The sequence below is a fragment of the Nostoc sp. UHCC 0252 genome (assembly GCF_034931145.1).
Taxonomy (GTDB): Bacteria; Cyanobacteriota; Cyanobacteriia; order Cyanobacteriales; family Nostocaceae; genus Nostoc.
Genome location: NZ_JAYGHE010000072.1, coordinates 25,673 through 37,853, shown reverse-complemented (window position 1 = coordinate 37,853; position 12,181 = coordinate 25,673). Strand labels below are relative to the sequence as shown.

The following is a 12,181-nucleotide window of genomic DNA, read 5'->3' as shown; positions in this document are numbered from 1 at the left end:
AGTGGATGCTCCCAATGATATCAGCGTTCTCTGCGCCTCTGCGGTTCGATTATCGAAGTTGTTTTTTCTCACGCAAATACCCTTTGCGTGAAAAATCCCCTCAACTTTCTGGAAACGAGAGTTGAGGGGAGCAAATTTTAACTAAACTGTGTAGCTATATCAGGAATAAGCATCCATTGGCAGACAAGAACAAACAAAATTTCTGTCGCCAAAGGCTGCATCAATGCGACCGACAGCCGGCCAAAACTTATACTCACGAGTCCAAGGCGCGGGGTAGGCGGCTTGTTCACGAGAATAGGAATGCTGCCATTCTCCAGTGATAAGACTTTCGGCAGTGTGGGGCGCGTTCTTCAAAACATTATCTTGAATATCCACCTTACCTGATTCTATTTCAGCGATTTCTTGGCGAATAGAAATCAACGCATCACAGAAACGATCTAACTCTTGTTTAGATTCACTTTCTGTAGGTTCCACCATGATTGTACCCCCTACAGGCCAGGAGACAGTCGGCGCATGGAAACCGTAATCTATCAGACGCTTGGCAACATCATCAATTTCGATCGCAGCTGATTTTTTGAGCGATCGCAAATCTAAAATACATTCATGGGCAACTAGACCATTTTTCCCCTGATACAAAACGGGATAGTACGATTCCAGTTTCTTGGCAATGTAGTTAGCGTTGAGAATTGCCACCTTAGTTGCTTCGGTCAAACCATCTGCACCCATCATGGCGATGTACATCCAAGAAATTACTAAGATACTCGCACTACCCCAAGGCGCAGCCGCCACAGCACCAATATTAGAGTGCTGAGTGCTGAGTGCTGAGTGCTGAGTTGAGTTGTCAGTAACAACAGGGTGTCCGGGGAGAAAAGGCACAAGATGAGATGCAACGCCAATAGGCCCCATACCAGGGCCACCGCCACCATGAGGGATACAGAATGTTTTGTGCAAGTTTAAATGGCAGACATCCGCGCCAATATCTCCAGGACGGCAAATTCCCACCTGGGCATTCATATTTGCCCCATCCATGTAAACTTGTCCACCATGACTATGGACAACAGCGCAGATTTCCTGAATTGGTTCCTCAAAAACACCGTGAGTTGAGGGATATGTCACCATTAAGGCGGCTAATTCATTGCTGTGTTTTTCTGCCTTAGCCTTTAAGTCATCAACATCAATATTACCTTGTGAGTCACAGGCAACTGCCACCACCTTCATGCCGCACATCACTGCACTCGCCGGATTTGTCCCGTGTGCCGAGGTGGGAATTAAACAGACGTTGCGGTGTGCTTCACCCCGATTTTCGTGATATTGGCGAATTACTAAAAGTCCGGCGTACTCGCCCTGAGAACCAGCATTTGGTTGCAGAGAAATTCCCGCAAACCCGGTAATTTCAGCTAACCATGCCTCAAGTTGCTGAAATAGGATTTGATAACCTTGGGTTTGGGACGCGGGGGCAAATGGATGAATCTTGCCAAATTCTTCCCAACTTACCGGAATCATCTCAGCAGTTGCATTCAACTTCATTGTGCAAGAACCCAAGGGAATCATCGATGTTGTTAGCGACAAGTCCTTAGCTTCTAGCTTGTGCAGATAGCGCAATAACTCGGTTTCTGAGTGATAGCGGTTAAAAACTGGGTGGGTGAGATATGTACTTGTACGGGCAAGGGTTGAGTTTTCTAGAGGTAATTTGCGCCGTGCTGCAATTAAATCTCCAATTTCTGTAAAGCTGAAAAATGGACTATCAGACGCTGCAAAAATCTCCCAAAGCTTTATCAAATCATCTACTGTAGTTGTTTCATCTACAGAGATACCAACGGCAGTGTCATCAAAAATCCGCAGGTTAATATTCCGTGCTTGACAAGCTTCGAGAATTACCTCTAGGCTGCGTGTTCCCAACTCCACCCGCAGTGTATCAAAGAAATGTTCAGAACTAATTTTGTAACCCAGATGCTTTAGTCCTGCTGCCAACATTAAAGTTAGCTGGTGGATATTCTCTGCAATTTGCTTCAGTCCATCTGGCCCATGATAGACGGCGTACATACTCGCCATCACCGCTAGTAGCACCTGTGCTGTACAAATATTACTAGTAGCTTTTTCGCGGCGGATGTGCTGTTCGCGGGTTTGTAAGGCAAGACGCAATGCAGGCTTACCTTGAGCATCTTTTGATACTCCCACAATTCGCCCTGGAACCAGCCGTTTATACTCTTCCTTCGTCGCAAAGTATGCCGCATGAGGCCCCCCAAACCCCAACGGAATACCAAAGCGCTGGGTGCTGCCCACAGCAATATCAGCGCCAAATTCCCCAGGAGGGGTTAGCAAAGTTAAACTTAAAGGATCTGCTGCTACCGTTACCAATGCACCCTTAGCATGGGCTTTTTCTATAAAAGCGCGGTAGTCGTAAATAGTGCCATCACTTGCGGGGTATTGCAGAACAGCCCCAAAAATTGGTTGATCAAAATCAAATGTTTGATGATCGCCGACAATAATGTTAATCCCTAATGGTTTAGCACGTGTTTGTAACACGTCGATAGTTTGGGGATGGCAATCATGAGAGACAAAATAAGCATTTGCCTGATTTTTACAAACACCATAACTTAGACTCATTGCTTCAGCTGCTGCTGTGGCTTCATCCAGTAAAGAAGCATTGGCAATTTCCAGACCTGTGAGGTCGATAATCAAGGTTTGGAAATTTAGCAGTGCTTCTAGTCGCCCTTGGGCAATTTCTGGTTGATAAGGAGTGTAGGCAGTATACCAACCGGGGTTTTCTAGGATGTTACGCCCAATCACAGGTGGGGTAATAGTATCGTAATATCCCATACCGATGTATGAACGGAAAACCTGATTTTTGGCAGCAACTTTTTTTAACGATGCTAGTGCTGCATACTCACTTTCGGCTTCTGGTAACTTTAGGGGTTGCTTCAGCCGAATTGTTTGGGGAACTGTTTTGTCCATTAGGGCATCCAGGCTGGGAAATCCCAAAACCTTAAGCATAAGCTGGATGTCGTCGGAGTTAGGGCCAATGTGTCTTGGCGCAAAACTACTTAACTTTTGACTTTTTTGATTCAGCACTTGCTGCTCATTCGATTTGAGAATAGGGGCGTTCAATACCACAAATTACTCTCCAGATGGTACTCTTTCATATTTTGCAATAAATACTCATGAGAAGTAGGTGTAATTTTTCAATTCATCTAAATTTCATGACTTATTTTTGAGTGCAATGGGAAGAGGCAGGGGGCAGGGAGCAAGGGGGATAGAAAAGAATGAGGATTCAACCCCACCTGCACAAAAACTATGCTTGCGAAGTGGGAGACTCAAACTCATGTTCCCCACTTCATTCCACGACAGACAAAAGAGGCAAGGGAGCAGGAAGCGAGGAGAGTTGGGGAGAAGAATTTGCAGTTTTTCCCCCTGCCCCCTGCCCCCTGCCCCCTTACTCCCTACTCCCCTTCTACCTGGGCGCGATACTCATCTGCTGTCAAGGCATCCTCAATTTCACCAGGGTCATTGACGCGCACTTTCAAAAACCAACCTTCACCATAAGGATCATCTGACACTTGTTCGGGATCGTCAATTAAAGCATCATTGCGTTCTATAACTGTACCTGTGACTGGTGAATTTAGTTCTTCAACGGCTTTTACTGATTCAATTGTGCCAAAGTTTTCTCCCCTGGTAAGAGCGTCACCAATTTCTGGCAGTTCCAAAAAGACGATATCACCCAATTCATGTACGGCAAACTCAGTAATGCCAATGGTGGCAATTTCGCCATCTATTCGCACGTATTCATGAGAATCGAGGTATCTAAAATCTTGAGGATATTCAAAAGACATATCACTTCCTCTCCCTTATCAAAAAAATTATTGCCCCAACAGTCATCCAAGCCATATCTGGTAATGAACCCTACTGTAGATTGACTAACTCACAACACATTATTCCTCAAAAACCCTAGCGCTTATCAGTTGGTAGCACGATTCTTTGACCGATAAAAGGGACGTTTAACCACAACTGCTGGATATGCTTTGCCGCGAATTTCGACTTCTAGCTGCTGACCAACGGTTGCTAACTGGGTAGGAACGTAGGCTAAAGCAACGGGATAACCAAGTGTAGGCGACAAAGTTCCACTGGAAACTTCTCCCACAACTTTACCTGCTGATAACACTTGATAGCCATGACGAGCAATGTTGCGTCCTTGAGTTTTTAAACCAACCAATCGGCGCTGCACTCCAGTGGCTTTTTGTTGTGCTAAAACTTCCCGACCAATAAAATCACCTTTGGTATCTAAGTGAACTAGCCATCCCAAACCTGCCTCTAAAGGTGTAGTGATGTCATCGATATCTTGTCCGTAAAGTGCCATTGCTGCTTCTAGGCGCAGGGTGTCTCTCGCGCCAAGTCCACAGGGGATAACACCAGCTTTATGGAGACTTCGCCACAACTCTACGCCCACATTTGGGTCTACCATCACCTCAAAGCCATCTTCTCCGGTGTAACCTGTGCGGGCCAAGAAGGCAGGCTTGCCTAGTAAGGTTGCTTCCAAATGTCCGAAGGCTTTGATTGGCTGTAAGTCTTCTTGCACTAAAGGCTGAAGATATTTAATCGCTTTTGGCCCTTGCACGGCAATTAAGGCTTTTTCTGGTGAAAGGTCTTGGAATTGCACTTTATCCAAGTCTAGATGTTGCAAAAGCCATGCTTTATCTTTACCAGAGGTTGCTGCATTGACGATGATAAATGCCTTTTGGATACCAGTGGTGTCTTCACCTTGGTAATAAACAATGATGTCGTCAATAATTCCCGCTTGGGGATTTAACAATACGGTGTATTGTGCTTGACCAGGTTGCAATCGACTCAAGTCTGAAGGCACTAGAGACTGGAGTTGGGAAATGAGATTTTTACCTTGGAGGGTAAATTTACCCATGTGGGAAATATCGAACATTCCGGCTGTATTTCTTACAGCCTCGTGTTCGCGGGTAATGCCACTAAATTGCACGGGCATTTCCCAGCCACCAAAGCTGGTAAAGCGTGCTTTGAGTTCTACACCCACTTGATATAAAGGGGTTCGCGCCAGAGATTGGGCGTTGTCTTCTTGATTAGCCACAGGTAATTTTGCGTAGGTGCGGAGCAACTTGCCATTAGGCATCGCACCTCAACATATATCATCCTACGAGATGCTTTCTGGTTTTACAGTCTTGGGTATTGGTTATTCCCGCTATCTCCTTTGTCCTCTTCTGTGAGGTTTAATAGTTAATGATGGAAGTGTTGAGATTTATTAAGAACACATTATGAAATATTGGCGAATAATAGCTAGCTTTGTTTTAGCTATGGTTCTTTTTTTGTTTCCCCTATCGGCGGAAGCTGCAAGTTCTTCCAGTATTACCCGTTCTGTAGGTAATGATGAACTAAAGGGTAAGGATTACTCTGGTCAAAGTTTAATTGGTACTGAGTTTACCAATCTCAAATTAGAGAATGCTAATTTTAGCAATGCTGACTTACGTGGCACTGTATTTAACGGTACTCTGCTGGAGCGAGTAAATCTGCATGGTGTTAATTTTAGTGAAGGTATAGCTTACCTATCAAGGTTTAAGGATGCTGATTTGAGTGATGCTGTATTAATCGATGCAATGATGTTGCGTTCTACTTTTGATGATGTAAATGTCACTGGTGCTGATTTTACAAATGCAATTTTAGATGGAACACAAGTGAAAAAACTTTGTGTTCAAGCTAGTGGTGTTAATTCTAAAACTGGTGTAAATACTCGTGAGTCTTTAGGATGTAAGTAGAATTTAGCACCCGGTTAGGGATTTCCAAAGAATAAATTATCGAACAGAATTCAGGAGTCAGTCGTCAGAATTCAGCAATGTTTTCTGTATGATTGGCGGATGAATAATTGGCGTTTTTGCACCCCCACCAAATCGTAGATTTGGTGGTTTTCAATCCTGCGCCGGTCTGAACCCCCGACTGATTTATTCTGACTTCTGATACCAATTCTGTATGAAGATGCGCTAAACCATATTTAAGTATAAGGAAGAAAAACGAACCGCAAAGGACGCAAAGGACACAAAGTAAAGAAAGAGAGACAGAAAGAAGTTAAAAGGGTTTGGCGCAGCCTCACAAAGAAATGGTATGACTTCTTCTTCAACCCAATTTATTTGTACATTTCTAGGGGCGCATATCTGTGCGCCCACACTCTAAGGATGAGGTTTGTGTAGCCGCAAATTCCGTATTTATCCTTGGCTATTTCAACTCGTCATTATCTGCTTCATTTTGGTGATTTGAACGGGACTTGATGGAGCCAAAGCTGTAAGCCATAGCTATTTTAACAATGTCAAAATATGCTGGGTGATTAGCTTTGTTAACGATCGCCAAAGAGATTGATCCTGCCACTAAAATAACTAAAAGCGGCGACAGTGTTTCTAGCCCAGAGCCGTTGCTGTTGTTTGACATGATATAATCTCCTAATGGAAAGTTAAGAAGCCTTCGGCTAAGTGAAAGTTAGTCAAAGGCTATTTATTTAAGCTTGAGCATGAGCCTTGAATCGCAATCCCTGTTCTGTTAACTCCAAGACTCAATAATCATGGCGATCGCAAATAGACAGACTAAGGAAATTGCTATCCTGGCAACCCATATCCAAAGACCTTGGGATAACAGCACCCCAACTATCGCCCCAGCGCCAAAGGTATGAGACACAACAAGGGCGAGGGAAACGCCCAGTAGCGCCAGCAGAAAATATTTCAGTCCTTTACAAAACCATCTAAACAGCAGACTATCGTTGTCTTTAAGACTGGGTTTCATAATTTTCTTCCTGTTTTAAAAGTTGAATCTAGGCAGCAGCTAGCGCTCCCCTGACCACACTAAGGAAAGAGCTAATCCCCACAGCGTTGCTCTCACCAATTCAAGGTAAATAACAGTCCTACTCCTGAGTAGAATGGGAATGCTAACAAAGGTGATCTTGATATTTGCAGTCTATAGGATTAGCAAAACAGCCAACCCCGACAGTTATGGTGGGAATTTCAACGAAGGAGGTCTTGATATTTGCAGATAATGAAAAATTAAGCTCCTTAAATCAATTGCCAAGGCAATTTTGATATTAGAATTAGGCGCTCAATGCCCGTAATCGCACATAACACGCACTACGCGCATTGAACCCTCGCAATTCTCCTTTTTCAGAACAGATGCTTTCAGCCTTTACTTATTACTCACAGGACTCACGCAAAATTATGAAATAAAAGTAGTTCCTGTTCACGTTGGTGTTCGCGCTAGCGTCTCTGAAAGAGAAGCCTCTCGTAGAGAAGCATAGGAATCATATTTTCAAAAAGATATTGCGTAAGTCAAGACTCACTAAGTCTCTTTTTTTGTCAGTAGCCTTACTAAGTTAGTATTTTAAGCTCTCAAATTCACTATAAAGTAACTAAGTTACTTAGGTCAAGGCAAATTATAGAGAAAATTCTTTAAACAGCATCAAGATGCGACAAATATGCCTGAAATCAGCAAATGAGAAATTAGATCCAATTGGGAAAGCTCTTGTCCTTATGGACGAAATTTTCCACCGCGTTCAATGAATCCTCACTTTTCGCAGTCATTTTATCTCACCTAGTGAGATAAAATTGGTCTGTAGTGAGTGTGAGTATGAGCGTGATTTCTGAAAAAGTTCTTTTAGCTTTAGCCCAAAAACGCTGCTTGTCTAGCAGCGAGGTAGAGGTCTTTTTATATGCTGTCCGGGGGCAATCGCCAAATGCGATCGCTAAAGAATTGACCATTAGCGCCGAGGCTGTACGCAAGAGATTAAGCGAAGTTTACAAAAAATTTAATGTTACTGGTAACGGGCCAGGTAAACTCACTAAGTTACAACAAGTTATCGAATTTGAATATCAAGCATCTTCGCTCAATAATAAACCCGTCGCCGAAAACCGCCAAGATTGGGGGCAAGCGCCTGGTATCTGCGTTTTTTATGGACGTGTAGCAGAATTGTCTCAGCTAACGCGGTGGCTAATTGAGGATAACTGCCAACTGGTGGCAATATTGGGTATGGGTGGAATTGGCAAAACTGCCTTATCTGTGAAGTTAGCGAAAGAAGTTCAGGAGAATTTTGAATACCTGATTTGGCGAAGTCTCCGTAATGCGCCACCCGCCTCAGAGATGGTAGCAAACCTGATCCGCTTTTTATCTGATGAGAGAGAAGCGGAGTTACCAGAAACTATAGATGGTAGAGTAACGCTGCTGATTAATTATTTACGAGAGCATCGTTGTCTTTTGGTATTAGATAATGCAGAGACAATTTTACAAGAAGGCGATCGCGCCGGAGAATATCAAGAAGAATATCAAGATTATGGTCAACTACTCCAACGCATAGGGGAAGAAACCCATCAAAGCTGTTTGGTGTTGACTTCGAGAGAAAAACCAAAAGAATTTGCTCCTTTAGAAGGAAAAGCATCACCAGTCAGAACATTATCTTTACTTGGTTTGGGAGAAACAGAAGGGCAAGGAATTCTCCAAGATAAAGGGTTATTTGGTTCACAACAGGAATCGGCCAAGCTGATTGAGAAATATTCGGGCAATCCCTTAGCGTTGAAACTCGTTTCTGAGCCGATTCGGGAGTTATTTGGTGGTGATATCGCTGCCTTTCTTGCTGAAGGAGAGATAATTTTTGGTGACACTCGAAATTTATTAGACCAACAATTTGAGCGGTTGTCAGAGATAGAACAAGAAATAATTTATTGGCTAGCAATCAAGCGGGAGTTAGTGTCTTTGGAAGAATTGCTAGCTGATATAGTGCGTCCCTTGCCGAAAAGGGAAGTAATAGAGGCACTAGAGTCACTACGTAGGCGATCGCTAATTGAACAAAGAACGGCACTTTTTACCCTCCAGTCCGTGGTGATGGAATACATGACTGACCGATTAATTGAACAGGTTTGTCACGAAATCACTACTAGTGAGATTAGACTCTTTAGGAGCCATGCTTTAATGGAAGCTACGGCCAAAGATTATATTCGTAACACTCAAATTACCCTGATTGTTAAGCAAGTTATAGATAGGCTATCAGCGATTTATCGATTTCCTAAAAATTTGGAAACGCATCTATCTAAAGTTTTATTTTACCTGCAAAATGAGACTCCACAAGCGGCGGGATATGCGGGTGGAAATCTGTTAAATATGCTTTGTCAACTACAAATTGACTTAAACGGCTATAACTTTTCTAATCTGGCTATTTGGCAAGCATATTTACAAAGTGTGAATTTGCATCGCGTGAATTTTGCTAAAGCTGATTTAGCTAAGTCCGTTTTTGCAGAAACATTAGTTAGTATTTCGTCAGTAGCATTTAGCCCGGATGGAAAACTTTTAGCTACGGGTGATGCTGATGGTAAGACTTACTTATGGCAAGTTGAAGACGGAAAACTACTTTTTACTTGTACTGGACATAGCGGTTCGGTAAAATCAGTTGCTTTTAGTCCCGATGGTCAGGCTTTAGCTAGTGGCAGTGACGACCAAACAGTAAAGTTATGGGATATTCAAGACGGTAAATGCCTCACAACCTTACAGGGACATAGTAATTGGGTTAGGTCAGTTGCCTTCAGTCCCGATGGTAATATTTTAGCTAGTGGCAGTGAAGACCAAACAGTGAAGCTATGGGATCTCCACACAGGAGAATGCTTCAAAACTTTGCAGGGAAATACCAATAGAGTTAGATCGGTTGCTTTCAGTCCTGATGGTCAAACTTTAGCCAGTGGCAATGAAAAGCAAACAGTAAAGTTGTGGGATGTCCACACAGGAGAATGCCTCAAAATCTTGCAGGGACATAGCAATTGGGTCAGGTCAGTTGCCTTCAGTCCCGATGGTAATATTTTAGCGAGTAGCAGTGACGACCAAACAGTAAAGTTATGGGATATCCACACCGGAAAATGCCTCAAAACTTTGTTGGGACATAGCAATCGGGTTTGGTCGGTTGCCTTTAGCCCTAATGGTCAAATTTTGGCTAGCGGTGGTGATGACCAAACAGTGAAGTTATGGGGTGTCCACACAGGAAAATGCCTCAAAAGCTTGCAGGGACATGGCAATCGGGTCATGTCAGTTGCTTTTAGTCCCGATGGTCAAACTTTGGCTAGCGGTAGTGAAAACCAAACAGTCAAATTATGGGATGTCAACACGAGAAAATGTCTCAAAACTTTGCAGGGACATACCAATCGAATTCGGTCAGTTGCTTTCAGTCCCGATGGTCAAACTTTGGCTAGCGGCAGTGAAAAGCAAACGGTGAAATTATGGGATGTTCGTAATGATAAGTGCCTCAAAATTTTGCAGGGACATAATAGCTGGGTGCGATCGCTTGCTTTTAGTCCTGATGGTCAGATTTTGGCTAGTGGGAGTGAAAAGCAAACAGTCAAATTATGGGATGTCCAAACCGGAAAATGTCTCAAAAGGTTACAGGAACATACCAATCGCATTAGGTCAGTTGCATTCAGCCCCGATGGTCATATTTTAGCTAGTGGCGGTGACGACCAAACGGTGAAGTTATGGGATGTTCAAACTGGACAATGCCTCAGAACCTTGGAGGGACATACTAGTTGGGTAAGATCGGTTGCCTTTAGCCCTGATGGTGAAACTTTAGCTAGTGGCAGTGAAAATCAAAAAGTCAGGTTATGGGATATCCACACCGGACAATGCCTGAAAATTTTGAAGGGACATGGTAATCGAATCAGGTCAGTCACTTTCAGCCCCGATGGTCATATTTTAGCTAGTGGCAGCGACGACCAAACGGTGAAATTATGGGATGTCCAAATGGGTAAGTGTCTGACAACTTTACAAGAACATACTAATCGAGTCTGGTCAGTTGCCTTCAGTCCCGATGGTCAAACTTTAGCTAGTGCCAGTGAAGACCAAACAGTAAAATTATGGGATGTCTACATGGGTAAATGTCTCAAAACCTTGCAGGGAGCCAACTGGGTCAGGTCAGTTGCCTTTAGCCCCGATGGTCAAACCCTAATTTGTGGTAGCCAAGATGAGACAATTAAGCTTTGGGATGTCTTTACAGGTGAGTGCATTAAAACACTGCGATCGCCACGACCCTACGAAGGAATGAATATAACAGGGGTTACGGGGTTAACCGCAGCGCAGTTAGTAACGCTGAAAGCTTTAGGGGCAGTGGAAGATCCAGATTGAGAGGAATTGGGAATTGGGAATTGGGAATGGCTCAAGAATCAATAAATAGTTCTTCTTCCCCTGCCCCCTGCCCCCTGCTCCCTGCTCCCTGCCCCCTGCCCCCTTCCCCCTGCCTTCATTTATAAAAATAAAAGGTAAAAGAATGAATTTTGCCTTTTTAATTCATCCTCTTACCTTTTTTATGTACCTGATGCTTACTTCATATTAGCCCTTGCGTCCTTCACTGCGGCAATGAAAAATAATCCTGTGAGTGGAATACTCAACGCTAGGATAATCGCAGTGGCCGTAAAACCAAAATCTGGTTGTCCGTAACTGAGTTCAAAAATCGAACCGACAGCTGCGATCGCACTTACACAAGAACCACCCAGAAATAAACCGCTTTTTGGAGTTAAATACACTACTAGCCCCCTATGCTATTGGTTTCACCGCTTGATACGAGAAGCCATTCTTAGATAGCTCCTGGGCTAAAGTCAAGGAGTTTTCTACACGGTCTACAAATACCACACCGTTTAGGTGATCCATCTCGTGCTGAATACAGCGTCCTAGAAGGTCATTAGCCTTTAATGTCCGAGGACGACCGTATTCGTCTTTGTAGGCGATTTCCACGACTTCAGGACGCTTTACGTCAAGATATACGTTAGGAATGCTCAAGCATCCTTCTTCGGCAACAGAGATGTCGCGGCTGACTTGTTTAATGGTGGGGTTAATCAACACCAAAGGCGGATTAGCTGCATTTTCTGGTTCTAGGTCGATGACAATTAGTTGTTTGTGAATTCCCACTTGGGGGGCAGCCAAACCAATGCCATCTTTGCTGTACATAGTTTGCAGCATTTCACGCACCATTTGGCGAAGTTCGTTATCTACCTTAGAAACCCGCTTCGCAGCTTGACGTAGCACGCGATCGCCTAAATAATGAAGCTCCAAAGGTGGATTTTTTAACTTTTTTTTCTCTACAGCAATTTCAGAGGGCATGAGTCTCAATGGCTAGTGGTGAAAATTCGTACTATTTTTATTCTATCAAGTTGGGAATTGGGAA

Annotated in this window: 9 protein-coding genes; 2 read left to right on the top strand and 7 right to left on the bottom strand. The window is 43.6% G+C overall.

The genetic code is table 11. The features are described from left to right. Positions 1–159: 159 nt before the first annotated feature. The 3 genes from gcvP to gcvT form a co-directional block, all read right to left on the bottom strand. Positions 160–3,114, bottom strand: a complete 2,955-nt coding sequence (gene gcvP, locus VB732_RS28630) for an aminomethyl-transferring glycine dehydrogenase (protein ID WP_323234253.1) — start codon at positions 3,112–3,114, stop codon at positions 160–162. Between the two features lie 326 nt (positions 3,115–3,440). Then, positions 3,441–3,830 carry a glycine cleavage system protein GcvH gene (gene gcvH / locus VB732_RS28625; protein ID WP_323234252.1) on the bottom strand — a complete coding sequence of 130 codons (390 nt, stop codon included), beginning with the start codon at positions 3,828–3,830 and terminating at the stop codon, positions 3,441–3,443. Positions 3,831–3,955: 125 nt separating this feature from the next. Next, on the bottom strand, positions 3,956–5,092 hold the full coding sequence (gene gcvT, locus VB732_RS28620) for a glycine cleavage system aminomethyltransferase GcvT (RefSeq protein WP_323234254.1): 1,137 nt from the start codon (positions 5,090–5,092) through the stop codon (positions 3,956–3,958). A gap of 184 nt (positions 5,093–5,276) precedes the next feature. Between gcvT and VB732_RS28615 the strand changes: the two genes are divergently transcribed. Beyond that, complete coding sequence (locus VB732_RS28615) at positions 5,277–5,774, top strand: pentapeptide repeat-containing protein (RefSeq protein ID WP_323234251.1); 498 nt, start codon at positions 5,277–5,279, stop codon at positions 5,772–5,774. 454 nt (positions 5,775–6,228) lie between these two features. Here VB732_RS28615 and VB732_RS28610 read toward each other — a convergent pair whose 3' ends face one another. Next, positions 6,229–6,438 carry a hypothetical protein gene (locus VB732_RS28610; protein ID WP_323234250.1) on the bottom strand — a complete coding sequence of 70 codons (210 nt, stop codon included), beginning with the start codon at positions 6,436–6,438 and terminating at the stop codon, positions 6,229–6,231. Between the two features lie 108 nt (positions 6,439–6,546). Continuing rightward, positions 6,547–6,786, bottom strand: coding sequence for a hypothetical protein (locus VB732_RS28605; RefSeq protein WP_323234249.1), 240 nt, complete (start codon positions 6,784–6,786; stop codon positions 6,547–6,549). An 834-nt stretch (positions 6,787–7,620) separates the two neighbouring features. On the opposite strand from VB732_RS28605, the gene VB732_RS28600 reads away from it, so the two are divergent. After that, complete coding sequence (locus tag VB732_RS28600) at positions 7,621–11,145, top strand: NB-ARC domain-containing protein (protein WP_323234248.1); 3,525 nt, start codon at positions 7,621–7,623, stop codon at positions 11,143–11,145. A gap of 194 nt (positions 11,146–11,339) precedes the next feature. Here VB732_RS28600 and VB732_RS28595 read toward each other — a convergent pair whose 3' ends face one another. Both VB732_RS28595 and def read right to left on the bottom strand, forming a co-directional pair. Then, positions 11,340–11,543 (bottom strand): hypothetical protein, encoded by a 204-nt coding sequence (locus tag VB732_RS28595; RefSeq protein WP_323234247.1) that lies wholly within the window; start codon positions 11,541–11,543, stop codon positions 11,340–11,342. A gap of 10 nt (positions 11,544–11,553) precedes the next feature. Further along, entirely contained in the window at positions 11,554–12,117 is a 564-nt protein-coding gene (gene def, locus VB732_RS28590; RefSeq protein ID WP_323234246.1) for a peptide deformylase, read from the bottom strand. Between the last annotated feature and the right edge of the window lie 64 nt (positions 12,118–12,181).